Genomic DNA, 26,759 nt, shown 5'->3' on the forward strand with positions numbered 1-26,759 from the left:
CATATTATTTTTTACTGTTTCCCATACATTTTTTTGTAACTGTATTATAGTTTCCACAGTTAATTGGATCTGTCCAATCCGAAATTAGATTTTTACTATCTGGTAAATAGTTTGACCATGCATCACCTGGTACTTCTTTTTCAGTTTCCCATACTGTTTCAAATTGACCGTTATCTTGAATTTCTCCAATAAATACTGGTTTTGTAATATGGTGATTTTTAAGCATTGTTGCTGTTCCACCTGTTAAGTTAGGAACTGATAATCCAATAATTGCTTTTCTTACTTTATCAGGATCTGTTGTTCCAGCTTTTTTAACAGCTTTTACCCATAAATTAAATCCTATATAAGTTGCTTCCATTGGGTCATTTGTAACTTTTTTATTATCTTTTTTAAATTTATGCCAAGATTTAATAAACTCATCATTTTGTTTTGTTTCAATACTTTGAAAATAGTTCCATGCAGCTAAATGTCCAACTAAAGGTTTAGTATCAATACCTGAAAGTTCTTCTTCACCAACAGAGAATGCAACAACTGGAATATTTTCAGCTTTAATTCCTTGATTTGCTAACTCTTTATAAAATGGTACATTTGCATCACCATTAATTGTAGAAACTACAGCAGTTTTTAAACCTGTACTACCAAATTTCTTAATATCACTTACAATACTTTGCCAATCTGAATATCCAAATGGAGTATAGTTAACCATAATATCTTTATCTTTTACACCTTTAGATTTTAAGTATGCTTTTAAAATCTTATTTGTTGTTCTTGGATAAACATAATCTGTTCCTGCTAATACCCATCTTTTAACTTTCACTTCATTCATTAAGTAATCAACTGCTGGAATTGCTTGTTGATTTGGTGCAGCACCTGTGTAAAATATATTTTTAGATGATTCTTCACCCTCATATTGTACTGGGTAAAATAAAATTCCATCTAATTCTTCAACAACAGGAAGAACAGATTTTCTTGAAACTGATGTCCAACATCCAAAAGTTGCAGCCACTTTATCTTTAGTAATTAAGCTTCTCATTTTTTCAGCAAATAGTGGCCAATTTGAAGCAGGATCTACTACAACTGGTTCTATTTTTTTACCTAATAATCCACCTTTTTTATTCTGTTCTTTAATTAACATTAATACTGTATCTTTTAATGTAGTTTCAGAAATAGCCATAGTCCCTGATAGTGAATGTAACACTCCCACTTTAATTGTATCCGCAGCATGAGCTAACATTCCTGCAAGTAATGCAGAAGCAACTGCTGCTTTAGCAAATCTCATTTTCATTGAATCTCCTTTCAAATTAAGTCTTTTAAACTTATATTGAAAGTATAAAAAAACAGTGTTGTTTAAGTGTTGCTTTTATATCAAATATTTAATATTTATGTATATTTTCTATACATTATCTATTAAATTTTCATCACATATCTTAATTATTTGTTGATAATCAAAGTTCTCTATCAATTCAATAATAATTTTTTGTTTTGAAGGTGAGACATGAAACTCTTCAAATAGTTTATAAATTTTTTCATTGTTCATTTGCATTGCACAATCTTTTAATTTTCTAAAAAAATTTGTTGGTAAACTATCATCTAATTTTTCTTGAATATTAATATTCTCTTCTTTTAAAAATACATTTACATTAAGATATTTTTGTAACAATCTTAGAATATTCTCTTCTTCAAAAGGTTTTGGTAAGAAGTCATTTGCACCTGCATTTAAAGCTTTTTTTCTATCTTCTAAAAATACATTTGCTGAAAGAGTTATTATTGGTATATTTTTGTCTTTTTTCTTTTCTCTTATTATTTTTATTGCATCAAGACCATTCATATCAGTCATTAATATATCCATAAAAATCAAATCAACTTTATTTTGTTCATATAGTTTCAATGCAAAAACTCCAGAACTAGCTTCTAAAATATTAAATTCATACTGTTTTAGTATTTGAATTACAAGTTCTCTATTCTCTTTTATATCGTCCACTACTAAAATAGTTTTTGTAAAATTTTGTTTTTGAATTGATTTTATTCTACTTTTATTTATTTTTGAGTCAATATCATTATTTGTTGATTTTTCATAATCAACACTAAAATAAAACTCTGTTCCTTTATTTAAACTACTTTTTACATAAATACTTCCATTCATCAAAGAGATTAACTCTTTTGTAATTGAAAGTCCTAATCCTGTGCCATTTTGGCTATAATCATCTTTTTTTACTTGCTCAAAGGGTTTAAATACTTTTTTTAAGTTCTGTTTTGATATTCCAATTCCTGTATCTTTTACTTCAAAAAATAGTTTATTATTTAACTCATATATATAAAGACTTATAGAGCCTTGTTTGGTAAATTTTATTGAATTTCCAAGAAGATTAATCAAAATTTGTCTTAATCTCAATTCATCTAATTTTATAATTTTAGGTAAATTACTTGCTTTTTTTAGATTAAATTCTAAACCTTTTGATTCGCATCTAAATTCGAAAATTGATTTTATTTCATTTATTAACTCTTCTAAATTAAAAGTTTTAGGAACAATTTCTATTTTCCCAGCTTCTATTTTTGAAAGTTCTAATATCTCGTTTATAATATTTAATAAGTGATTTGCACTTTTTTTAATTATATTAAGATTCTTTTTTTCTTGAATATTTATATTTTCAGATTTTTTAAGTAGATTTGAAAATCCCATAATTGCATTTAGAGGAGTTCTTAATTCATGGCTCATTCTTACTAAAAATATTGATTTTGCTTTATTTGCACTAGTTGCTTCTTGCATTGCAATTTTAATTTTTTGTTCACTTGATATGAGCTTTTGCGTATTTTGTTTAAAAACATCAACTGCACCTATCATATCACCAATTTCATCTTGATATTTATCTTTGTTTAAATTTACACTCATATCATTTTTTGATAATCTAAGCATTGAGACTCTTAACAACTCTAAAGGTTGAACTATTCTAAATAAAATGATAAAAAAGGATAAAAGAAAAACTACTATTGAAAAAAGAACAATAACAGTAACATAAAATTCCAATTTTTTAACAATTGCTCTTGCTTGTTCTACTTTTTGTTTAGTTCTTGATTCAAACATTTTATAAAAAGTATCTAAAGGTTGCATGATTCTAATTTTTGCTTTATGATACTCTTCTGAGTACATCAATTCCCTTGCTAATTTGTAATTAGGTTTTGATTTTATTGTGTATTTGCCATCTTTATCTTGGAAAATACCTTGTATTGCATTCATTGCTTTATGTTCTAAATTTGTTAGGTCATCTGATTCATTTTGGGATGTAAATAGTAAGTTTAACTCTTCATCTGGAAAATTTGCTTGTTTCATTAATTTTCTCAATGGTATTTTTTTACCATCTAAAATAGGTTTACTTCCTTTTAAAGTTAAAAAGTCCCAAAAAATACCATTATATCTTTTTGGTCTTGGCTTCACTCCATTTCTAATATCTAAAACAGTTTGATATTGTTTTTTAAATAAAGGGTTTCCTGTAATTACATAAGTTCGTGCCATTCTTGTAAGGTCATCACTACTTTGTCTTAGTTCATGAGCTAAAACTAATGATTTATATTGCATTTGATATGCATCTTCAAGTGTATCTGTAGATTTTTGATAATTATTAATTACGACGACAACTAAAATAAATAACCCTGTATTTAAAATAAACAGAAGCATAAAAAGTCTTTTTAAATTCATCAAACCTCTCAATTTAATTTTATATCTTTTTGTTTATAATGATAACTAACTAGCAAATTCAAAAGAAAAAACAAATGAATAAAAAATATACAATATTAATAATAGATGATAAAATAGAAAATTTACAATACCTAAACAATATTTTAAAAGATGAGAATTATTTAATAAAAGCAACAACAGATGCTCAATTTGCAATAAAATCAGCTAAAGTTTCTGCTCCTGATTTAATACTTTTAGATATTAAGATTCCATATTTAGATGGATTTGAAGTTTGTAAAATATTTAAAGAAGATATAAATTTAAAAGAGATACCAATAATATTTATTAGTGCTTTAGATGATGTACAAAGTAAAGTAAAAGCCTTTGAAGAAGGTGGAGTTGATTATATTACAAAACCTTTTGAAAAAGAAGAGGTAAAAGCAAGAATAAAAACACAATTAATGCTTTTTGAAAATAAACAAACAATTGTTAAATTACTACAACAACAAGATTTTTTTCTAAAAAAAATTATTCATGAAATGAATACACCTTTAAGTATTATCTCATTAAATATAGATAATCTTGAATCACAAATAGGTCCAAAAGAACAATTTGAAGCAATAAAAGCTTCTTCAAAATCTCTTTCTTCAATTTATGATGATTTATATTATTTAATTAAAAAAGAAAAAAAAGTAGAAAATAAAACAAAAATAAATCTTGTAAACTTCCTTGCTTCTAGAATTATGTTTTTTGACGAAATGGCAAATATAAAAAATATAGATATAATGCTTGATATTCATAAAGAGTTTGATATTAGTATGGATGAAAACTATCTACAAAGAGTTATAGATAATACAATCTCAAATGCAATAAAATATTCTAAACAAGATAGTCATATTGATATTATTTTAGATAAAAAAGATAATAAACACATGATAATAATAGAAAATAGTGGTTCATATATAAAAGATACAAATTCTATTTTTGATGCATATTATCAAGACAAAAGCAGAAATATTGGTTTAGGACTTGGGTTAAATATTGTAAAAGATATTTGTAATAATTGTAATATAAAAATTATTGTAGAATCACAAAATAATAAGACATCATTTTGTTATATTATTGATGAGAAAAATGTTATAAAAGGCAATTCATGAAAATTTTTTTGTTAGAAGATGATACTTCTTTAAACAAAATAATAAAGCTATCTTTAGAAAATAAAGGTTTTTATGTAGATAACTTTTTTAGTGGATATGAAGCTGCAAATATTATATTAAATAATAAGTATGATTTATACATTTTAGATGTAAATGTCTTAGGTTTTGATGGACATAAAATTTTAGAAATAATTAGAAAAGAGCAAATTGACACTCCTGTAATAATGATAAGTGCAGAAATTGATATTGATAATATTAAAAAATCTTTTAATCTTGGATGCAATGATTATATAAAAAAACCATTTGATTTTGAAGAACTATTTTTAAGAATTCAATTTCATTTATCATATAAAAAAGAACCTAACTCTAATATGAATATTGACTTGGGATACAATTTTAGCTTCAATCTTTTAGAAGAAAAACTTTTTAAACATAATTATGAGATTGAACTTACATTAAAAGAGAAATTACTTCTAACTTTACTTGTAAAAAATATAAATGAAACAGTAACAAATGAAACAATTCATGAATACGTATGGGATAGTAAAGAGATGGAATCTGTTAGTATGAGATCAATCATTCATAAATTAAAAAAGAAACTTAAAAACGCAATGATTATAAATATAAGAGGTGTTGGATATAAGTTAATTAGTATTAATTAATATTTTCTAACTTGTTGTAAAAGTTTAAAACATCCAATTATGATAATAAGCAAAACATAAAACATCTGATAAATATCAAGTGACTTTTGAGCTATAATAAGATGTATTGTTATTAAAAGTAAAGCTAAATATATCACTTTATGAAATTTATTATACTTTCTAAAAAGTTTTTTTGTAGAAGTTAAAGCCATAAAAAGTAAGAGTATAAAAGCAATCATTCCTAAATAAATAAAAGGTTTCTTGGTTGTCTCTTTAAAAATAAAATGAATATCAAATTGTGCATCTAAAACAATAAAATTTAAAAAATGTAAAAATGCATAAAAGAAACCAAAAAGTCCTATCATTCTTCTATATTTTAATAAATTTACATATTTTTTAATTAATGTAATTAAAATAGTGAAAAATAACAAGACTACTGAAATCACACCTGTAAAAGTATAGATATACTTTATTGGATCTATTACATTTTGTATTATAAATAAATTATAAGATGAAATAAATATAGGTATTAATAAAAGTACAAAAATTAATATTTTCACTAAAAATCCTTTGTTAAATCCATTCCTTTATATAAATGTGCGACTTGTTTTTCATAGCCATTAAACATCAAAGTTCTTTGTTTAAAAAAATTTCCCAATAAACGTTCTCTTGCTTGAGACCATCGTGGATGATCAACATTTGGATTTACATTTGCATAAAATCCATATTCATTTGAGTTTTCTTTTTGCCAAGTATTTAAAGGTTGTTTTTCAACAAAAGATATCTTTGAAATAGATTTTATAGATTTAAAACCATATTTCCAAGGGACAATAAGTCTAATAGGTGCTCCATTTTGCTTAGGCATTTTTGAACCATATAAACCAACAGCCATTAATGTCAATTCATTCATTGCTTCATCCATTCTCAAGCCTTCCACATAAGGATAAGAGATTGTAGAAAAAGCTCCTCTTGCTTGATCAGGGAACATTTTTTCATCATATAATGTTTCAAACCTAATATATTTTGCACTTGATAAAGGTTGTAAATATTTAATTAATTTTGATAATTCAAAACCAATCCAAGGAACTACCATTGACCAACCTTCAACGCATCTAAATCTATAAATTCTCTCTTCTAATGCAAATTTTTTCATTATATCATCTAAATCTATTGTCATTGGCTTTTTTACTAAACCATCAACTTTTATTTTCCAGTTATCTGTATTTAAAGTATGAGCCATATCTTTTACTTTTCCTTGACTCGTAGTAAACTCATAAAAGTTATTATGTGAAGTTATTTGTTCATAGGTATTTAACTTAAGATTATTTAAATTTTTATCTTTTTTATAATCAAGATTTTTTACAGGAATATTCTCTTTTGCAAAAAGTTCAACTAATGCTGATGAAGATACAATACTTGCAGCACCTAATTTAATAAAACTTCTTCTTTTATTAAAAAGATTTTCAGGTGTAACATCATTTTCATTAATTTGCCATTTCTTTGATTTTATATATTTCATAACAAACCCTTTATTCTTTATTAGTTTATACAATAATTATAAAGGATTTGTGTAGTATTTATTTGTTAATTAATATAATTTTGAGATATTTTGCTACAAAAAGCAATAAAATTGCAATTAATGCAACTGCTGAGAAATTAATCCAAAAGATATAACTTAAATGTGTATTCAAACTAAATGATGCAAAAATTCTAATAAATAAAACAACTTGAAGTAATACAATTACTAGTTTAAAGATTATGCTTTCGACTTTTAAAAATTTATAAATATATGTCAAAACAAAAGTTGAAATAAATCCTAGTCCAAGTATATGTAAAGATGCTTTTTCAAATAAAAAATCAATGTGAAAAATCTCAAAACAATTTTTTAAAGCTAGTACAAAAAATGAAATAGCAACCCAATATATAGCAATATAAAAAGCTTTTAATTTGAAATCAACTTTAAATATTGGTAATTTCCATTTATATATTTCACGACAAATAAATAAAAATATTACTGTATTTATTATCAATTCAAAATATATATTTTCATAAAAATGTGAAATCATTTTTATTAATATTAGTGTGAAAAACTCACTATTTAAAAATCTAGATTTATTAATTTTATAATCTTTAATTTCTGATTTAGTATATGCAAATATTAAATTCTGAGTTAAGACAAAAACAATTGGGAAAAAATAAAAATAAAAGCCTATATATGTTCCAATTCTTTTTAAAATAAAAGAATAATCTAATTCATAAAAAGATAAATAAAAAAATACATGAGAAATCAATGCAATAAAAAGAAAAAAGAGTATCCAATAAGCATCAGCTTTATTTTTTATATTACTTTCATAACTCATTATAAGAAGTAATTTAAAAGATAAAAATTGCACTGATAAAAGGGCTAAAGTAAAAAATATTATATATTCATTTGAAAAAAATAAAGAAGATAAAAATCCTAAACTACTGAAAAAATATATATAAAAATGCAACATATATATTTTTTTATCAACCTTTTCAATATTTAAAAGTTTAGGAAATAGATCATATAATATACCTATAAAAGATTGAATAAAAACAATATGTAACATTGAATAAGTATGATACGTAAGTATTGTTACACTTAAATTTACCATTTTAGAGTATGAAGCGAAAAGTAATCCTATAAATAGTATAAAAAATATAAGTCCACTTAATAAAAATGGATTTGAAGGTTGGCTTGTAAAAGATTTAAACCAATTTGTCATAATTGCTCCTAAAAAAGGTCAAATTTGACCTTTTTAAATTTTTATATCAAATTATAACTTTTCAAAATGATATTAAAATTGACTTATGACAAATTCAATATATTTTTATTAAATTCTTTTTTCTATTTCTGCCATAACTGTATCATAGTTTGGCTCTTTTGTAATTTCATCACATAATTCTTTATAAACTACTACACCTTTTTTATCAATAACAAATACAGCCCTTGCTGCTATTCCAGCTAATGCCCCATTTTCAATTAACAAACCATATGCAATGGCAAGATCTTTATTTCTAAAATCACTTCCTACATTTATATTTTCAATTCCTTCAGTTGTACAAAATCTTCCCATTGCAAAAGGTAAATCCATTGAAACAACACTAATTTCAACACTACTTAATCTTGCAGCCTCTTCATTGAATTTTCTTGTTTCTGCTGCACATACTGGAGTATCTAATGATGGTACAACTACTAAAACTTGAAGAGTATCTTTTGCTCCCCCAACTTCAAATTCAGCTAAATCTTGCCCAACTACTTTTACTTTTGGTGCATTATCTGAAACATTTACTTCATTTCCTAGTAAATTTACTTCTTCACCTTTTAAATGAGTAATTGCCATTTTTTAATCCTTATTATTTTTATTTTATTATATAAAATTACTTTAAAATATTACTTAATGATTTAATTTTATGTTATTTGTTTCTAATATAACTTGATTTGATTTTACTAAAATATTTAATGCAGCTTTAAATCTTTTTTTACTCATATCAAAAAGATTTATTATTAACTCTGCATCACTTTTTGACGTAACATCTAAAGTATTATTATTTTGTTTCAATACATCAATAATCTTAGAAGTATCTTCATTACTTCCTTTTATACCAATTTTTTGTAGTACTAAATCAAGTTTACCATCTGTTCTGACAGTTTTAATATAAGCTTTTTTAACATCACCAATATTAATTTTTGTAAAAATTTCAGTATGAAAAATCATCCCTTCATACTCTTCATTTACTAAGACTTTAAAACCTAATGGTGTTTTTTTATAAATTAAAATTTGAACCTCATCATTTTTCTTAAAATGATTAATATTTCTATTAAAACTAGTAATAAACTTCTCTGTTCCTATTAATCTATGAGATTTTTCATCTTCAATAATTTTTATTAATCTTCTCTCACCAACTTTAAAAGCTGCTTTTTGTTTATTTATTGGAACTAAAATATCTTTAGGTAATCCAATATCAACAAAAGCCCCAAATTTTGCTGTATCAACAACTTCAAGATATTTGATTTCGTTTTTCATTGCTTTGGGAGTTAAAGTAGTAGCAACAAGTCTATCTTCACTATCAGTATAAATAAAAACCTCTAACTCTTTGCCTAAAGACATGTCTTGTTTTATATATACATTGGGAAGTAATACTTCAGTTTCATCTTCACTAATTAAATAAAGCCCAGGTTCACTTGCTCTATTTATTTTTAAAGTGTTTATTTCACCTAATTTAATATTTTTATTCATTGGTTATTCCGTTTCTATAATTTTTATATATTATATCTAAAATTATCTCTTTATTAGTTTTACTATTAAAAGAGTCACTACACCAACAATTATAATACTCGCACCTGAACTAATATCATAAAAATATGAAATTGCTAATCCAAATACTGTAAAAAGTACTGCAAAGATGGCACTAATAATCATCATAGTTGAAAGTTTTGAAGCAAATAACTCAGCAATATATGTAGGAATAGTAAGCAAGGCAATAACTAAAATAAGTCCTACAACTCTAATTGCCGCAACTACGCAAAGTGCAGATAAAATCAATATCAAAGTATAAAAGAACTTAACACTTATTCCTCTTAATTTTGCAAACTCACTATCATATGATACTGCTAATATTTGTTTATAAAATGCACATATACAAAAAAGAATAATAATATCTAAAATACTCATAAAAATAATATCATCTTTTGAAACTGCAATAATTGAACCAAATAAATAACTCATCAAATCTGCATTATACCCAGGAGTTAAATCAACAAATACAATTCCAATAGCCATTCCTAAAGCCCACATCATTCCAATTATACTATCGATTCTTGTTTTATTATTTTGTGTTACAATTGCTATAAATACAGCAGATATTATTGCAAATATGGTAGCTCCAAAAAGTATAGGAAGTCCAAAAAATATAGCTAATCCTATTCCACCATAAGAACTATGTGCAATTCCACCTGCTAAAAAAGTAATTCTATTTACTATTACTAATGAGCCAATAATTCCTGCTGCAATTGATATTAAAACTCCTGCAATCAAAGCATTTTGGACAAAATCATATGATAAAGCTTGTATAATTGCATCAACCATGAGTACACCCACAAGTTGTTTTTCCTAATGCAGACAATAGCTCTACTTCACATAAATGTTCATTTTCATTTACATTTTTATCTAAATTATCCAATTTATGATATACAAGATTTTTATTTACATGAGCAACACTTCTTGCATAGTTTAATAATACAGAAATATCGTGGCTTACAACAACAATTGCAATTTTTTTATTTAATTTTGCAAGCAATTCATATACCTCTTTTTGTCCTTTCACATCAATACTTGCTGTTGGCTCATCCAACAACATAATTTCAGGGTTAGCACAAAGAGCTCTTGCAATAAATACCCTTTGTCTTTGCCCTCCACTAAGATTTCCTATTTTTTTATTAGAATAATCTTTCATACCAACTTGTTCTAATGAATTCATAGCACATTTAATATCTTCTTTTGAATATCCAAAAAATTTTCTTTTTGAACCTATATGTCCCATCAAAACAACTTCTAATGCTGTAATTGGGAAATCAATATTTAAATTTGTATTTTGAGGAACATATCCAAAACTATCATTTTTTAATTTTTTATTAATTGTTCCTGTTTGTGGTTTTTTTAAATCTAATATCAATTTTAAAAGTGTAGATTTTCCACCACCATTTGGACCTATTATTGCTAAAAAATCATCTTTTTTTATATCTAAATTTATATCTTCTAAAACATTAGATTTATCATATTTATAAGATAAATCTCTAATTTCAACTATATTCAATTATTTACCTTTTTATTAGTGCGACTAAGTTGCAATTTTAACTAAATTTTTTTTAAATGTTGCTAATCAATAGAATCTTTTAGCTTTTCCCATAGAGTTCCTAAATATTCATGGAAAGCAAGTTCTGATTTATAAAGATTGTATCCACTTGGTCTAGAAAAAATTTGACCTTTATCTTTTGCAAGATGATTAGTAGGTGCAGGAATTGCATTTAATCTTAATTTTTTAAATATTTTCATTACTCTTGGCATATGTGAAGCAGAAGTAACAACTATAAATTTTTCACCTTTTATCAAATTTTTTACTGAAACTGCTTCTTCTGTTGTATCTTTTGGTGTTGATAAAGTTAAAATATTTTCATTATCAATTTTTAAATCAAGTGCAAGTTCTTTTTGCATAAAAGCATGTGCAGTTACATCTTTACCACCATACCCTGAAAAAATAAGTTTTGCATTTGGTATGTTTTTATATATTCTATATGCTTCAATAAAACGATTTAATGCAGTTGTACTTAATTGTGAAGTAATACTTAAACTTTTATTTGTTGTATGAGAAGAACCCAAAACTAAAATATATTTAACATCTTTAGGAATTATTTTTAAATCTTTATAACTATTCTCAAGTGGAAATAATAATCTATTTGAAATTGGTTCGTAAGATAATAAAACGATCCAAATTAATGAAAAACAAATAAATATTTTACTTTTAAAATATGATTTTTTATATAAAAAATATAAACCTAGTAATAATATTATCAAACCTATTGGCAAAGGCATAAAAAATCCTGATATAATTTTTTTTATAAAAAACATAATTAATCTTCTTTTATTTTTATAACTTCATAAATGTACACTTGTGCATTTTGTTCAAAGCATGAAGTTGAAACTCCTGCTTTCAAACAAAGAGAATCTATAAACTCTTCAAAAGTAGGTAAATCATTCCAAATTTGAGGTAAAAAAGTAGCTTGTTTACCTTCAAAATTTAGAATCACTCCATGCTTTTTAGGAATAATCTTCTCTTTTAAATCATATTTATCAATATAATCTACTTTCTTTGCAGGAGTCAAAACAGACACTTCAATTTTTATATTAAAAAAATCTTTCATCTCTATTGGTGAAAACCTTGTATCATAAAAAGCAGCTTTTCTTGCATTTTCAAAAACATCTTCATAAAGTTCTCTATATGCTTCAATTGATCCAATACAACCTCTTAATCTACCATTAATAGTAAGGCTTACAAATGTTGCTCTTTGTTCAGTTAATTCATCATGGTTTGATATATAATACTCTTTACTTAAAATTAAAGACTTATCAAAATATGTAAATATACTTTTTCTAGCAATATCCAATAGAATTCTCAAGTCCATTATTTTCCTATTAACTCTTTAACTGTTTTAATAAATGATTCAGAATCATTTACACATTTACAAACTTTATAATCACTAACACCAATTTCATCTGCAATTTCTTTATACTCTATACTTAATTCAAAATCTGTTTCTGAATTATCTATAATAAATGCAATTGGATATATTAAAACTTTTTGATTTTTAAAATTTTTTAGCATATCATCAAGTGAAGGTTCTAACCATTTCATAGGTCCAACTTTTGATTGATATGCTAAGTTAATTGACTTAAAGTTATACCCTTTATTTTTTAATTTATCTGATAAAATTTTCACATGATCATTTACATGCTTTTCATAAACATCCCCAGCATTTACAATTTTTTGAGGTAATCCATGCGCTGAAAAAATTAAATTATAATCACTCACCTCATCAACTTTAGAAATTAATTCATTTATAATAATTTCATTAAATTCATCATTTTTATAAAATGGATCTATAACTTCAATATTAAACTCATTTTTTGCAACTTCTTGAAAATCTTCAACTGAAGATTTTGTAGTAGTTGTTGAATATTGTGGATATAAAGGAAGTAAAATTACATCTTTTATTCCTTGTTGTTTTATTTGTTCTACAGCACTTATAGCAAATGGAGGTGTATATCTCATGGCTTGAGTTACATATATATCATCAAAACTATCATTTAACTTTTCAACTAAATTTTCTGTTATTTTATTAATAGGAGAAAGTCCACCAATCTTTTCATAATTTTCCCATGCACTATTTAATCTAGAAGTAGTAATAAAAAAAGCAATCATTTTTCTTAATAAATTACTTTTAACTGTAATGATATTTTTATCATTAAACATATTTGTTAAAAACATTTTTAACTCTTCTTTTCTTCTTGGTCCACCCATATTTAGTAAAACTAAAGCTTTTTTATTTTTCATTATACAACCTATTTAAATCTATTATTTTATCTGCACACCACTTTGCAAGTGACATATCATGTGTAATTAAAAGTATTGCACATCTATTCAAATTTTTAATTAACAATTGCATAACTTCTAATGCTATTACATTATCCAATGCAGATGTAGCTTCATCTACAAGTAATAATTTTGGATTCATTAATAAACTTCTTAAAATTGAACACCGTTGAAGTTGTCCCCCACTTAATTCATGTGGTTTTTTTAATAGAATTGATTTGTCTAAACTTAATTCATTAATAAATTTATCCAAATTATCATTATAAAACTTTCTATCATTTATCACATCATCAATTTGATTTATTATTGTAAAAGAGGGATGAAAAGAACTATAAGGATCTTGATAAATACAACTAATTGCTTCATTCTTAATTGTTCCTCTTTGTGGTTTTAAGTTTTTACAAATTAACTCAAAAAGTGTACTTTTCCCTTTTCCACTCTCTCCTACAATACAAACCAATTCACCCTTTTTCAACTCAAGATTAAAATCTTTGAATATTAGTCTGTCTTTTTTATATGCAAATGTTAAATCTTCTATACTCAAAACTACATCATTTTTCATTTTTTATACAAAACCAATCTATTAAAATTATAATATAATATAATAAGAAGCTTTAAAACAAGATATCAAGAATATTTATTATAAATTTTTATACTCACATTAATTTGTTTTTTAAAAGTTTATACAAGATTAATTAAGCTAAAATAACTGTCCTATATATTGAAGGAGATTAAAAAATGAAAAAAATCGTAATAGGAACTATTATTGCTGCAGCATCTTTGATGGCTGCAAACTTTGCACAATGTGCAAGCTGTCATGGGGCTAAAGCAGAAAAACATGCTTTAGGGAAATCTCATATTATTGCTGGTTGGCCAGTAGATAAAATTAAAGAAGCTTTACACGGTTATAAAAACGGTACATATGGTGGAGCAATGAAAGGTGTTATGAAAGGTCAAGTTGCAAGACTTTCTGATGCTGATATCGATCAACTAGCTAAAAAAATTTCATCTTTTAAATAATTATTAATTTTTAGCTTGAAAAGTAAATCACTTTTGTGATTTACTTTTTTTATGCTCTTTTTTTGCCTTTTCAACTCTATCTTCTTTACTTTTAGCATCATTTAAATCTTCTGTTGAATCAAAAAGTAAACCACTCATCATTTTTTCACTATCATCAAATTGTCCATTTTTTGCACCCCATATAAAAAAACCAAGTATTGCAAAAGATATTATTATTCCTACAACTAACATCATTAAAAGTGTCCCATTTATCCCCATAAATTATCCCTATTTTTTTAATTTTATTCTCATTGAATTTCCTACAACTATTAATGAACTCAAACTCATTGAAAGTGCAGCAACAAGTGGTATAACAAATCCTGCCATTGCAAGAGGTATTGTTATTGCATTATAAATCAAAGATATAAATAGATTCTGTTTTATAAATTTGTATGTTCTTTTTGATATAAAAAATGACTCTTCTAAACTTTTTAAAGAGTTGTCTAAAAGTACAATATCAGAAACGCTAAGCGCAATATCAGCAGAATTTCCCATTGCAATTGCAATATCACTTTTTGATAATGCAACTGAATCATTTATTCCATCTCCTGCCATAACTACAGTCTTATTCTGATTTTTTAATTTATCAATATACTGTGCTTTTTCAATAGGATTAACATCACTTATAAATTTTGTAATACCTACTTCTTTTGCAACTTTTTGTGCAGTTTTATTATTATCACCAGTTAACATAATTGTATCTATTCCAAAAGATTTCATTTTTTCAATAAACTCTTTTGCACCCTCTTTTATTTCATCTTCTAATTCAAAAGTTGCAATAACCTGTGAGTCAATTGCAAATAAATAAACAGAGTTTAAACTATCAAACTTATAATTGATTTTATTATCTCTTAATAGTTTTATATTACCACCTAAAAGCTTAAATACTTTTCCATCAACATTTTTATATTTAGCTATTAAACCTTTTGAATTTATACTTTTTATATCAAAAAGTTCTTTTTCTGATAACTCATAATTTTCATCTAGATATTTTTTTACAGATTTACTTATTGGATGATTTGAATTTGATATTAAAGAGTATAATAGATTTAGTTTATGAATATTATTATCTAATATTTTTGCTTTTTTAACTTTTAACTTACCTTTTGTAAGTGTTCCTGTTTTATCAAGAACTAAAGTATCTGCAACTGCTAAACTCTCAATAAACTTAGCTTCTTTAAAAAGTAATCTTCTTTTTGCAAGTTCAGATATACCTATTAAATTTGCAATTGGTGTAGCTAAAGCTAATGCACAAGGACAAGCAATAACAATCACTGAAACTGCAACAATAAAAGCTTTTTCAAAATGACTAACACCATCATAATTAAATCCAAAGTTAATTCCAAAATAGTACCAAACAATAAAAGTAATTAAAGACAAACATAAAATTGTTATACTAAAACCTTTTGAAATTTCATTTGCCCTATGTTCAATTTTTGGTTTAGAACTAAGAGAATCTTCCAGTAAAGTTACAATTGAATTTAAAGTTGAGTCTTTATAAGCTTTGTCTACTTTATATCTTATTACTGATTCATTATTAATTGTTCCACTAAATATTTTTTCACCCTTTTTCTTATCAACAGGTAAAGATTCTCCACTTAAACTTGACTCATCAAATGAAGCAGTTGTACTTATTAATTCTCCATCAAAAGAGGCTTTTTCTCCAGCTTTTAATTCAACTATATCTCCAACTTGCACACTATTAATTGGAAGTATGTTTTTAATCTTATTTTTAATTACTACAGCTTCAAGAGGAATTGAACTTTTAATCTTATCCAATGTATCAACTGCTGATTTTTTTCCAATAACCTCTAAATATTTTCCTACTAATACAAAAGTTATTATCATAGCTACACTATCAAAATAACTCTCTCCTTTTCCACCAAAAAGAATATATAAAGAGAATATATAAGAAGATAAAGCTCCTACACTAACTAAAAAATCCATATTTAATATACGATTTTTCAATCCATAATAAGCACCTTTGAAAAATATCCAACCACTGTAAAAAAGAACAGGAGTTGAAAAGATAAACTCTGCAATATGGATGTAGTGTTTTATTTCATCATCAATCCCAGTAAAAAAACCAGTATATTTTGCAACTGAAAGCATCATTATATTCATTGTTGCAAATACTGCAACCATCATACGAATAAAAAAATCCCTTTTAGCAACAGTTGCTTTTTCATCTGCAATAGTTGCATCATATGCATATGCATTGTAACCAATACTTCTAATTTTTAAAATAATTTCAGATAAGTTTATTTTGTCACTATCCCAAACAATTTTTGCTTTATTAGTAGAGAAATTTATATTAGCTTCAATAATTCCATCTGTATTAAATAGAACTTTTTCATTTAACCAAACACAAGCTGCACAGTGAATACCTTCAATAATTAAATCTATTTTTTTATAGCCATCTTCTGTTTGTGTAATAAAATTATCTTCAAAACTTTTTGTATCAAATTTCTCAACATCTTTATCTGAATTTATAGGTGGAGAAATAGTTTTATTACCTAGTTTATCGTAAAAAGAATCTAACCCATCAGATTTTAATAGGTGATAAACTCCTTGACATCCTTTACAACAAAAATGTAAATTTTCATCTTTTATCATTATATCTTCATCATATTCCAAATGACAATGATCACATTTTATTTTAGACACTTAAATTCCTAATATATCTTTTCTTTTAGAGGTTTGTTTGTAATTAAAATAATTAAGATATTTATATAACCTCTTTTAAATCCTTTTATGTTATTATTACTTACAATAACAATTTGATTTTATTAACATATTATTATAGCGAATTAAGTTTGGAGTAAGTCTTAATGATTAACAATATATCTATATTAAAAAATATTACTATATTATATGCAGAAGATGAAGAGAGTTTAAGAGAGATAACACTCAATATCTTAAAAGGTTTCACAAAAAAGCAATATGTAGCAGAAGATGGGAAAGAAGGACTTGAACTATTCAAGAAAAATGAAGATGAAATTGATTTAATTATCACAGATGTAAATATGCCACATATGAATGGCTTAGAGATGATTAAGCATATTAAAGAGATAAATCCTAATATTCCTATAATAGTAGCAACTGCTTTTTCAAATACAGAATATTTACTTGAAGCAATTAATATTGGCGTTGATAAATATGTATTAAAACCAATAGATATGAAAAAACTTCTTCAAACAATGAGCCAATCTTTACTTTATCATGAATTAAAAGATTTATATATTGATAAACTAACTCATCTACCAAATAGAAATAGATTAAAAAAAGATTTAGAAGATACGCAAGAAGACTTGATGGCCTTAATAAATATTGATAAATTTTCAACTATCAATGACCTATTTGGTGAGAATAATGGCGATAAAATTTTATCAGAATTCTCAGATAATTTAAAAGAACATTTCAATAAACATGAATACAAAATTTATAGAATTGAAGCAGATAAATTTGCAGTAGTTTCAAGGGATAAAAAAAGAGATATTCAAGAGTTTAAAAACTTATGTAAAGAGTTCGCTGATGATGTGCAAAAAAGAACTATTATCATAGATGATAATGAAATTGACTTAGCAATAACAATTGGTATTGCTAAAGGCGATGGAAATATTGCATATAAATATACACAAAGAGTTATAACTTATGCAAGAAATAAATTTGAACAAGTTATGATTTATGATGATTCTTTTAATATTCAAGAGTCATTTGAAGAGAATATAAAATGGGTAAAGAAAATAAAAAATGGTTTAGCAAATGGCAATTTTAAAGGTTTTTATCAGCCAATTGTAAATAATAACACAAAAGAAATCTATAAATATGAAGCATTAATCAGATTCATTGAAGATGATGGTGAAGTTATTGCTCCATTTAAATTTTTAGACATTGCAAAAAAAGCAAAACTTTATCCTAATATTATTAGAGTAATGCTAAAAGAAGCTCTTTTATTAATTAAAAATAAAAATAAAAGAGTTGCAGTAAATATCTCATTTGAAGATATAGCTAGTAGTGAGACAAGAAGATTTATATATGAAGAGTTAAAAAATGAAAGCGAATATACTAACTCTTTAGAATTTGAGATACTAGAAAGTGAAGAAATTTCTGATATGAATATTGTAAAAGAGTTTATAAAAGATGTTAAAAACTTAGGGTGTCATGTTGGAGTTGATGACTTTGGAGCAGGATATTCAAATTTCAATATGCTTACAAACCTAGACATTGATTTTGTAAAAATTGATAGTTCTTTAATTAAAGAAATAGATCATGCAAAAAACCAAGAAATCATTGTAAATACTATTTCGAATTTCTCTAAAGAATTTGGATTTGCTACTGTTGCAGAATTTGTAAGTAGTAAAGAAATTTATGAGAAAGTTAAATCTTTAAATATTGATTACTCACAAGGATACTACTTTGGTAAACCTATGAGTTTTGATGAAGTATAAACTACTTCATCCAAGCTTTAACAACTTCATCTTTATTAAATAAAGTTGCATTTATTTTAGCAATATTTGCTAATGAAACTAACTTTTTACTAGCTTCTTGTAAATCATCATTAATTAAAAAGTAATCATATTTATCAATTGCATTAATTTCAATTTTTGCATTACTTACTCTTTTTTCAATTACTTCTTTTGAATCTGTTGCTCTTGAATTTAATCTATTTTCTAATTCTTTTAAAGATGGAGTAGTAATAAATACTGATGTAACATAAGTAGATAGTTCTGTTTTCTTTACTAAATCATGCCCTTGTACATCTATATCAAAAATTACAAGTTTATCTTCTTTTAATGCTTGTTTAACAGGTTTAAGAGATGTTCCATAATAGTTTCCGTGAACATTTGCATACTCTAAGAAATTATTAGCTTTTATATCAGCTTCAAATTCTTCTTTTGATACAAACAAATAATCAATACCATGTTTTTCTCCTTCTCTAGGAGCTCTAGTAGTCGTAGAAATTGAGAAATAGTATTTATCAATATTTTTATATACCTCTTTTAAAAGTGTAGACTTTCCACATCCACTTGGACCAGAGATTAATAATATTGCTCCATTATTATGCATTTTCTTTTCCCTTTAAACTAAGTTTTAAATCAACATCTTCCCCATTAGATAATTTATCAATAACACTTTGATCAAATTTTTTCAATAGTGGTTTTAATTCATCAATTGAGTATTTATTTAATATCAATTTTAATGGTTCACTTGGATGAGTTAAATCATATTCATTAACCTCAGTTAATGCATCATCTATAATATCTGATAACTCTTTCCAATCAGCTTCATCTTTTATTACTTGATTTTGAACATCTTCATATCTTAAAATATCAGTTATTTTTGAAAGTTCATTATTATCTAAAACTCCACCTTCTCTAAGTGAAGCTAAAGTAACAATACTCTCATCACTATCATCTTCTATATCTGCTGCTATATCATCTGCAAGGGATTCTACATAATTTGTTAAATCACTAGCATCATCATCTAAGTTTACTTTATTTGTTAATGTAGCCTCTTTAGAAGCCTGCTTTTTTTCGTTAATATCTTCTTCTTTTAAAAACTTAATTTGTTCAGATAATATCTCTTTTAATTGTAAAGGTAAAAAAGGTCTTGGAATAATAAAATCTCTTGCTTTATCAAAAGGTAATTCATCATTTGAAATTGCCCCTAATTTAGAACAATATTTCTTAAAATTATTGAACTTATCATTAATAAAATTTTGATCTATTATTATAAATTCTGTACTATTTTCTACATTTAGATTATTTTGAACATGAAGTTTCAGATCTAATTTTTTACAAATTAATGTAAAAATCTTAATTATAATTGCTGTATCACTTATTAGTATCAAATTCACCTTATCTCCTCTAACTTCAAATCAAGAACTCTAAAAGTTCTATCACATTTACTTGCAAGAGTTTCATCATGTGTAACTAAAATAAGTCCGGCTTCATTATTTTTTACATAATCAAATAAAGCATCCATAACATGAGAAGAAGTCTCTTTATCTAAATTTCCAGTAGGTTCATCAGCAAAAATTACTTTTGGTTTCTTTGTTAAAACTCTAGCAATGGATAATCTTTGCTGTTGACCTCCACTTAATTCTCCAACACCTTGATTTAAAACATGTTCGATATCAAGATCTTTTAATAACTTTAAGTCTATATCTTTTGTACTTAAAAGTGTAGCAATATCTAAATTTTCTTTAGCACTAAATCCTCTAAACAGATAGTGAGCTTGAAATATTATACCAAAATCTTCTCTTCTTATATTTAAAAGCTTTGATTTTTTTAGTTCATAAATATTATTTTGTTTATATATTATTGAACCTTCATTTGGTTTTAAAAGTGATGACAAGATGTTTAATAATGTAGATTTTCCACTACCACTCATTCCAATAATGGCAATAGTTTCATGTTTATGTAAAGATAAATTTATATTCTTGAAAAGTTCATAATCAAACTTATGAGAAATCCCCTTTGCTTCAAGCAAAAGGGGATTAATAGAGTGTGACGAGCTACTTGTTTTTTGTTCGTGCACAATTAAACTTTGGGGATTATTTACCCATTTGTTTTGCAACTTCTGCTGCAAAATCTTCTTCTTCTACTTCAATACCTTCACCAAGTTCAAATCTAATATATTCAACAATTTTAATTGAAGGATCAGTTTCTGCAATTGCTTGCTCAACTGTTTTTTTGTCATCCATAACATACGCTTGAGATAAAAGAGCAAATCTTCCATCTAATTGAGTATTATCTTGGATATATCTTTCGATTTTCCCTGGAATAATTTTATCCCAGATTTTTTCTGGTTTACCTTGTTCTTTTAACTCAGCTTCAAATTTAGCTTTTGCATTTGCAATAGCTTCATCAGTTAATTGAGATTTAGAAACAAAATCAGGAATATTTTTTAATGGTTTACCTAATCTTTTTAATTCATCATTATCAGCTTCAATTTCTGCTACAATTGCTCTATTTTCAGATTCAACAAATGCTGGATCTAAATCAGTATAAGAAATAACAGTTGGTTTCATAGCTGATGCATGCATTGCAATACTTTTTAATAATGAAACAGTTTTCTCTTTTGCAGAATCATCACAAGTTGCAGCTAATAAAACTCCAACTTTACCTGTTGCATGAACATAACCATTAACAACTTGACCTTCTACTGAAGCTAATTTTCTAGCTACTAAGTTTTCACCAATAGTTGCAATTTTTTCATTTAAGAAAGTAGTAAAATCTTGCCCATTGATTGAAGATGAAGCTAAAGTTTCAGCATCATTAATTCCATTTTCTTGTGCATGTGCAGTAATTTCTTTAGTTAATGCAATAAAGTTATCATTTTTAGCAACGAAGTCAGTTTGTGAATTAAGTTCTAACATAGTACCTTTAGTATTATCTTCATTAACTAATACAGAAACTAAACCTTCAGCAGCTACATTACCTGCTTTTTTAGCAGCTTTACTTAATCCTGCTTCTCTTAAGTGTTGAACTGATTTATCTAAATCACCTTCACACTCATTTAAAGCATTTTTACAATCAAGCATACCTGCACCAGTCATTTCTCTTAATTGTTTAATTAATTTTGGAGTTGCACCTGCCATAATTACGCTTCCTCTTCAGTTTTAGTTTCTTCCTCTGCTACTGCTTCAGCTACTACTTCTTTTGTTTCTTCTTCAGTTACAGGAGCTTCTTCTTCAGTACCTTCTGCATCTGCAGCTGCTGCTTTACCTTCATTTACTGCTGCTGCCATTTCTTGGCAGAATAATTGAATAGATCTAATTGCATCATCATTTCCAGGAATTGGGAAATCAACTACATCTGGATCGCAGTTTGTATCTAATGGAGCAACTACTTTAATTCCTAATCTTCTTGCTTCTTTAATAGCAATTTTTTCTTTAACAGCATCAAGAACAAACATCATATCTGGTAAATTTTTCATCTCTTTAATACCACCAAGATATAACTCTAATTTTTCTTCTTTTCTTGAAAGCATTAAAGCTTCTTTTTTAGTTAAAAGATCAAATTGACCTTCTTCTCTCATTTTTTTAATAACTTCTAATTTTCTAATTGATTTTTTAATTGTTCCGTAGTTTGTTAACATACCACCTAACCATCTGTGGTTAACATATGGCATATTACAAGATTCTGCAGCTCTTTTAACAGCTTCACTTGCTTGTTTTTTTGTTCCTACAAAGATCATAGTTTGACCTTCAGCAGCTGCATCTCTTACTACATTATATGTATATCTGAAATATCTTAATGTTTTTTGTAAGTCAATAATATAAATATTCTTTCTAACACCGAAAATGAATTTTTTCATTTTTGGATTCCATCTTCTTGTTTGGTGTCCAAAGTGTACACCACATTCTAATAGGTCTTTCATTGTAACCATATTGTTTCTCCTAAGTTTTATTTTTTTCAAGTGGGTTTAGCCTCTGTGCCCCTTAGTACCGATTGATACAACCCATTTTAGGACTGACACATGTGAGGTTTCTTTGTTATCTTAACAACAAAGTAAAGATAATAAGAACGCGTATGATATCCAAGTTAACTTTAATTTAAGTTTAAGTGAAAAAAGGAGAAATATTTCTCCTTTTTATTTTGTAGTTTATTTTGCTGCTTTTGCTTCTTTTATCCAAGCATCCACTTTAGTTTTATTTTTTTCTAGCCACATTTTTACATGTCTATTAATATCTTTTTCTTTATTTTGACCTTTATTCATAAGCATATTTTCACCACTAATATCATTTACATTAACTTTAATAATGTCAAATAATTTTGCAATATCTTTATGCTTTTCTTTTACACCTGCATTTGTAACAATTCTTTGAGAATTTACAGCAAAACCATAATCTGCTCCATTTGATAATTTTGTTGATTTTTGATTTGGATTAGCTGAATATTTTACTTGTAAAAATACAACATCTCTACCAGGAACAAGTTTTCCACTTACCCAATATGGAGTCCATGTATAATATAAGATTGGTTTGCCATTTTTATAATTTGCAATTGTATCTGCAATCAATGCTGCATATTCACCTTGATTATGTTGAATAGTATCTCTAAGTTTATATTTATCTAATTGATAATTAATAACTTTTTCACAACCCCAACCGGCATTACAACCAGTTAAATCTGCTTTCCCATCTCCATTTAAATCAAATAATTTTGCAATTTTTGGATCTTTTAAATCATTTATATATTTTATATTATATTTTTGTGCAGTTTTCTTATCAATTAAATAACCTTGTGCACAACCAGTTATAAATGGATTAAATACATCAAATTTTTCTTTACCTAAAGCTTTTAATTTATCATCATGTAAAGGATGCCAATTAACAGCTAAGAAATATATGTTATCTTCATTAGCATGGTCTGCAATTGTTTGATATGCAATATCATAACCAACACCATTTGTCATTTCTACATCATAACCTAATTTTTTTACTAAATTAACTACAATTTTTGTTTGAAAACCCTCTTCTGCAATTGTAGTTTTTATTGCAGTAACTTTTGTTGCAAAAAGTGAACTTGCAAAAACTAAAGATGATACGGCACCTATAATTATTTTTTTATTTAACATTATTTCTCCCTTTTAAATTGTTATATATTAATCCAATTGGTCCTTTTTCATACCATTTAAATTTAATTGTTTTATCTCTTTTCCCCATTTCCTGTGTTAGTCTATCTAATATTACTGCTAATAATACAATTCCTAATCCACCAACAGATGCAAGCCCAACATCAAGTCTACCAATTCCATTTAGAACCATTTGACCTAATCCACCAACTGCAATCATTGAAGCAATAACAACCATTGATAAAGCAAGCATTAATGTTTGATTTACTCCTGCCATAATTGTTGGCATTGCAACTGGAATTTGAACTTTCCATAACATTTGTCTAGAACTTGATCCAAATGATCTTGAAGCTTCTATTAAATCTTCTGGAACTTGTCTAATTCCTAAATTTGTAAGTCTGATTAATGGAGGAAGCGCAAATATAATTGTAACAATAACACCAGGTACATTACCAATACCAAATAACATTACAATTGGAATTAAGTAAACAAACGCTGGTGTAGTTTGCATAGCATCAAGTAAAGGTCTTACAATTTTATTAACCCTATCACTTTTAGCAGTCCAAATACCCAAAGGTAAACCAATAATAATGCAGAAGAATACTGCTGTGATAACTAAAGCTAAAGTTATCATTGCTTGTTGCCAAGCTCCAATAAATCCAATTATTGCAAATGAAATAAATGTTCCAAAAGCCATCTTTTTAGTAGAAAATTGTAATGCAACTAATACAAAAAAAACAATTACAACATAAGGTGATAAATATTGTAAAAAAGTTTCAATAGATTTTAAAACAATATCAATTGGTGCTTTTGTATATAAAAAGAAATCTCTAAAATTTGTAACTAGCCAATCAATACCATGATTAGTCCAGCTATCAAAAGGAATAATAGAGTCTTTAAAAGGATGTAAAATATCAAAATTTGATGCATTATCTAAATTTGAAGTATCTATATTAGATGTCCAATCAACAGAAGACTGTTTGTCAGCTTGTGCAGCTGAAGCATTTCCCCATGGATCACTACTCATAATCTACTCCTTCATCAAATATTTTAAGTAATCCACTTTTAGAAATTGTTCCTTTATATTTGCCATTGTCATTAACAATTGCAGTTGGATAACTATGAGAGGCAATATCTGAAATAAACTCTGAAATTTGTAAATTTTCATTTATCGGTTGTTCATCAATTATTGCATCTTTAATTGTTCCTCCTAATCTTTTTTGTTCTTTTAAAGAATCTAAAGTAAGTAATCCTATATATGTTCCATTTTTTTCTACAAAATATGCAAAGTCATCATCAAAATCAGATAAATATTGCAATGCAGCTTTTATTCCTGTCCCATCTTTATTTATAATAGTAGAACGGACTTTTTTTGCAATATGTGAAGCACTAAGTACAGATGTTACATCAACACCTTTAAAAAATGATTTTACATAATCATTGGCAGGATTATTGATAATATCTTCTGGAGTTCCTATTTGAGAAATTTCTCCATTCTGCATAATTGCAATTCTATCACCAATTCTAATGGCTTCGTCTAAATCATGTGAAATAAACACAATAGTTCTTTGTTCTTCACTTTGTAAAGTTAAAAGCTCATCTTGCATTTCTGTCCTAATCAAAGGGTCAAGTGCAGAGAAAGCTTCATCCATCAGTAATATATCCGGGTCATTAGCTAAAGCTCTAGCTAAACCTACTCTTTGTTGCATACCACCACTTAATTCATCTGGATAAGACATCTCATGTTGAGCTAAGCCCACTTGAGCTAGTGCTTTTCTTGCTTTGTCATATCTTTCATCTTTATTAACTCCACTTAACTCTAATCCAAATGATACATTATCAATAATATTCATATGAGGCATAAGTGCAAAAGATTGAAATACCATAGAAATTTTCTTTCTTCTTATATCAATTAATTCTTTGTCACTTAAATTTGTTATGTTAGTGTCGTCAATAAAAATTTCGCCAGCTGTTGGCTCAATTAATCTATTAAGTAATCTTACAAGTGTAGATTTACCAGAACCTGAAAGTCCCATTATTACAAAGATCTCTCCCTCTTTTATTTCAAAAGAAGCATTTTTTACTCCAATTGTCATGCCTGTTTTATTAAAAATCTCATCTTTATTAATCCCTTGCTCTAAAAGCTTAATTGCCTTTTTAGGATGGGATCCAAAAATTTTATAAACATTTTTAACAACAAGCTTTTTTTTCCTTTTATCTTCGATAGTTCTCTCCTTATTAAGAAGTCTACAATTATTATAAGACATCTTGGTGTTAATTTTTATCTTAGTATGTATATTTTTTACACAAACTGTGTATTTTATTGCATAATATATGTAATATATTTGCATTCATACTGTTTTAATATAACATAAATTATATTATTTTGATAAGTAAATGGTAATTTTTTATGATATTTTTATATTTTTTATGTTTTTTACACTAAAATTGTAGATTTTATATATATTATAT

At 26.0% G+C, this 26,759-nt stretch carries 27 protein-coding genes; 4 read left to right on the forward strand and 23 right to left on the reverse strand.

Annotation, left to right across the window (positions count from 1 at the left end; all coding sequences use genetic code 11):
• Nucleotides 1-4: 4 nt before the first annotated feature.
• On the reverse strand, nucleotides 5-1,285 hold the full coding sequence (gene urtA / locus CRU93_RS10110; protein ID WP_129104086.1) for an urea ABC transporter substrate-binding protein: 1,281 nt from the start codon (nucleotides 1,283-1,285) through the stop codon (nucleotides 5-7).
• A gap of 108 nt (nucleotides 1,286-1,393) precedes the next feature.
• Nucleotides 1,394-3,694: a response regulator gene (locus CRU93_RS10115; RefSeq protein WP_129104087.1), complete on the reverse strand. Its 2,301-nt coding sequence runs from the start codon at nucleotides 3,692-3,694 to the stop codon at nucleotides 1,394-1,396.
• 74 nt (nucleotides 3,695-3,768) lie between these two features.
• Here CRU93_RS10115 and CRU93_RS10120 point away from each other — a divergent pair, with 74 nt between their 5' ends.
• Both CRU93_RS10120 and CRU93_RS10125 read left to right on the forward strand, forming a co-directional pair.
• Nucleotides 3,769-4,830: a hybrid sensor histidine kinase/response regulator gene (locus tag CRU93_RS10120; RefSeq protein WP_129104088.1), complete on the forward strand. Its 1,062-nt coding sequence runs from the start codon at nucleotides 3,769-3,771 to the stop codon at nucleotides 4,828-4,830.
• Nucleotides 4,827-5,492, forward strand: coding sequence for a response regulator transcription factor (locus tag CRU93_RS10125; RefSeq protein ID WP_129104089.1), 666 nt, complete (start codon nucleotides 4,827-4,829; stop codon nucleotides 5,490-5,492). The genes CRU93_RS10120 and CRU93_RS10125 overlap by 4 nt, the downstream gene beginning before the upstream one ends.
• On the opposite strand, the gene CRU93_RS10130 is transcribed toward CRU93_RS10125, so the two are convergent.
• The 11 genes from CRU93_RS10130 to CRU93_RS10180 all read right to left on the reverse strand — a co-directional run bounded on the left by CRU93_RS10130 (nucleotide 5,489) and on the right by CRU93_RS10180 (nucleotide 14,205).
• A complete protein-coding gene (locus tag CRU93_RS10130) occupies nucleotides 5,489-6,031 on the reverse strand; it encodes a sulfite oxidase heme-binding subunit YedZ (protein WP_129104090.1) in 543 nt (180 codons plus the stop codon). The two genes, CRU93_RS10125 and CRU93_RS10130, sit on opposite strands and share 4 nt — an antisense overlap.
• Nucleotides 6,031-6,990 (reverse strand): protein-methionine-sulfoxide reductase catalytic subunit MsrP, encoded by a 960-nt coding sequence (gene msrP, locus CRU93_RS10135; protein WP_129104091.1) that lies wholly within the window; start codon nucleotides 6,988-6,990, stop codon nucleotides 6,031-6,033. Before msrP ends, CRU93_RS10130 begins: the two co-directional genes overlap by 1 nt.
• A gap of 58 nt (nucleotides 6,991-7,048) precedes the next feature.
• The gene (locus CRU93_RS10140; RefSeq protein ID WP_129104092.1) at nucleotides 7,049-8,218 is read right to left on the reverse strand and encodes an NnrS family protein; all 1,170 of its coding nucleotides are present in this window, start codon (nucleotides 8,216-8,218) and stop codon (nucleotides 7,049-7,051) included.
• A gap of 108 nt (nucleotides 8,219-8,326) precedes the next feature.
• Entirely contained in the window at nucleotides 8,327-8,836 is a 510-nt protein-coding gene (gene tpx / locus CRU93_RS10145; protein ID WP_129104093.1) for a thiol peroxidase, read from the reverse strand.
• Nucleotides 8,837-8,890: 54 nt separating this feature from the next.
• Nucleotides 8,891-9,733: a S1 RNA-binding domain-containing protein gene (locus CRU93_RS10150; protein ID WP_129104094.1), complete on the reverse strand. Its 843-nt coding sequence runs from the start codon at nucleotides 9,731-9,733 to the stop codon at nucleotides 8,891-8,893.
• A gap of 42 nt (nucleotides 9,734-9,775) precedes the next feature.
• Nucleotides 9,776-10,582: a metal ABC transporter permease gene (locus CRU93_RS10155; RefSeq protein ID WP_375153650.1), complete on the reverse strand. Its 807-nt coding sequence runs from the start codon at nucleotides 10,580-10,582 to the stop codon at nucleotides 9,776-9,778.
• Nucleotides 10,575-11,309 carry a metal ABC transporter ATP-binding protein gene (locus CRU93_RS10160; RefSeq protein ID WP_129104095.1) on the reverse strand — a complete coding sequence of 245 codons (735 nt, stop codon included), beginning with the start codon at nucleotides 11,307-11,309 and terminating at the stop codon, nucleotides 10,575-10,577. The genes CRU93_RS10155 and CRU93_RS10160 overlap by 8 nt, the downstream gene beginning before the upstream one ends.
• A gap of 62 nt (nucleotides 11,310-11,371) precedes the next feature.
• Entirely contained in the window at nucleotides 11,372-12,085 is a 714-nt protein-coding gene (locus tag CRU93_RS10165; RefSeq protein ID WP_258238891.1) for an ElyC/SanA/YdcF family protein, read from the reverse strand.
• A gap of 38 nt (nucleotides 12,086-12,123) precedes the next feature.
• Nucleotides 12,124-12,675 (reverse strand): AmmeMemoRadiSam system protein A, encoded by a 552-nt coding sequence (amrA, locus tag CRU93_RS10170; protein ID WP_129104097.1) that lies wholly within the window; start codon nucleotides 12,673-12,675, stop codon nucleotides 12,124-12,126.
• On the reverse strand, nucleotides 12,675-13,607 hold the full coding sequence (gene hemH, locus CRU93_RS10175) for a ferrochelatase (RefSeq protein ID WP_129104098.1): 933 nt from the start codon (nucleotides 13,605-13,607) through the stop codon (nucleotides 12,675-12,677). Before hemH ends, amrA begins: the two co-directional genes overlap by 1 nt.
• Nucleotides 13,594-14,205 (reverse strand): ATP-binding cassette domain-containing protein, encoded by a 612-nt coding sequence (locus CRU93_RS10180; protein WP_129104099.1) that lies wholly within the window; start codon nucleotides 14,203-14,205, stop codon nucleotides 13,594-13,596. Before CRU93_RS10180 ends, hemH begins: the two co-directional genes overlap by 14 nt.
• Nucleotides 14,206-14,381: 176 nt before the next feature.
• Here CRU93_RS10180 and CRU93_RS10185 point away from each other — a divergent pair, with 176 nt between their 5' ends.
• The gene (locus tag CRU93_RS10185; protein ID WP_129104100.1) at nucleotides 14,382-14,663 is read left to right on the forward strand and encodes a c-type cytochrome; all 282 of its coding nucleotides are present in this window, start codon (nucleotides 14,382-14,384) and stop codon (nucleotides 14,661-14,663) included.
• A 27-nt stretch (nucleotides 14,664-14,690) separates the two neighbouring features.
• Here CRU93_RS10185 and ccoS read toward each other — a convergent pair whose 3' ends face one another.
• Together ccoS and CRU93_RS10195 are read right to left on the reverse strand one after the other, a co-directional pair.
• Nucleotides 14,691-14,921 (reverse strand): cbb3-type cytochrome oxidase assembly protein CcoS, encoded by a 231-nt coding sequence (ccoS, locus tag CRU93_RS10190; protein ID WP_258238892.1) that lies wholly within the window; start codon nucleotides 14,919-14,921, stop codon nucleotides 14,691-14,693.
• A gap of 9 nt (nucleotides 14,922-14,930) precedes the next feature.
• Complete coding sequence (locus CRU93_RS10195) at nucleotides 14,931-17,369, reverse strand: heavy metal translocating P-type ATPase (RefSeq protein WP_129104101.1); 2,439 nt, start codon at nucleotides 17,367-17,369, stop codon at nucleotides 14,931-14,933.
• A gap of 164 nt (nucleotides 17,370-17,533) precedes the next feature.
• On the opposite strand from CRU93_RS10195, the gene CRU93_RS10200 reads away from it, so the two are divergent.
• Entirely contained in the window at nucleotides 17,534-19,153 is a 1,620-nt protein-coding gene (locus CRU93_RS10200) for an EAL domain-containing protein (protein WP_129104102.1), read from the forward strand.
• Nucleotide 19,154: 1 nt separating this feature from the next.
• Here CRU93_RS10200 and gmk read toward each other — a convergent pair whose 3' ends face one another.
• The 8 genes from gmk to proV form a co-directional block, all read right to left on the reverse strand.
• The gene (gene gmk / locus CRU93_RS10205; RefSeq protein ID WP_129104103.1) at nucleotides 19,155-19,772 is read right to left on the reverse strand and encodes a guanylate kinase; all 618 of its coding nucleotides are present in this window, start codon (nucleotides 19,770-19,772) and stop codon (nucleotides 19,155-19,157) included.
• Nucleotides 19,765-20,562 carry a hypothetical protein gene (locus tag CRU93_RS10210; RefSeq protein ID WP_129104104.1) on the reverse strand — a complete coding sequence of 266 codons (798 nt, stop codon included), beginning with the start codon at nucleotides 20,560-20,562 and terminating at the stop codon, nucleotides 19,765-19,767. The genes gmk and CRU93_RS10210 overlap by 8 nt, the downstream gene beginning before the upstream one ends.
• Nucleotides 20,559-21,197, reverse strand: coding sequence for an ABC transporter ATP-binding protein (locus CRU93_RS10215; RefSeq protein ID WP_129104112.1), 639 nt, complete (start codon nucleotides 21,195-21,197; stop codon nucleotides 20,559-20,561). Before CRU93_RS10215 ends, CRU93_RS10210 begins: the two co-directional genes overlap by 4 nt.
• Nucleotides 21,198-21,261: 64 nt before the next feature.
• Nucleotides 21,262-22,308 carry a translation elongation factor Ts gene (tsf, locus tag CRU93_RS10220; RefSeq protein ID WP_129104105.1) on the reverse strand — a complete coding sequence of 349 codons (1,047 nt, stop codon included), beginning with the start codon at nucleotides 22,306-22,308 and terminating at the stop codon, nucleotides 21,262-21,264.
• A gap of 2 nt (nucleotides 22,309-22,310) precedes the next feature.
• Nucleotides 22,311-23,099, reverse strand: coding sequence for a 30S ribosomal protein S2 (rpsB, locus tag CRU93_RS10225; protein ID WP_129104106.1), 789 nt, complete (start codon nucleotides 23,097-23,099; stop codon nucleotides 22,311-22,313).
• A gap of 216 nt (nucleotides 23,100-23,315) precedes the next feature.
• Nucleotides 23,316-24,290: a glycine betaine/L-proline ABC transporter substrate-binding protein ProX gene (gene proX, locus CRU93_RS10230; RefSeq protein WP_129104107.1), complete on the reverse strand. Its 975-nt coding sequence runs from the start codon at nucleotides 24,288-24,290 to the stop codon at nucleotides 23,316-23,318.
• Nucleotides 24,280-25,314, reverse strand: a complete 1,035-nt coding sequence (gene proW / locus CRU93_RS10235) for a glycine betaine/L-proline ABC transporter permease ProW (RefSeq protein WP_129104108.1) — start codon at nucleotides 25,312-25,314, stop codon at nucleotides 24,280-24,282. Before proW ends, proX begins: the two co-directional genes overlap by 11 nt.
• Nucleotides 25,307-26,638: a glycine betaine/L-proline ABC transporter ATP-binding protein ProV gene (gene proV, locus CRU93_RS10240; RefSeq protein ID WP_309109280.1), complete on the reverse strand. Its 1,332-nt coding sequence runs from the start codon at nucleotides 26,636-26,638 to the stop codon at nucleotides 25,307-25,309. The genes proW and proV overlap by 8 nt, the downstream gene beginning before the upstream one ends.
• Between the last annotated feature and the right edge of the window lie 121 nt (nucleotides 26,639-26,759).

The sequence above is a fragment of the Arcobacter sp. CECT 8985 genome (genome assembly GCF_004116495.1).
In the GTDB taxonomy this organism is placed as follows: Bacteria; Campylobacterota; Campylobacteria; order Campylobacterales; family Arcobacteraceae; genus Malaciobacter.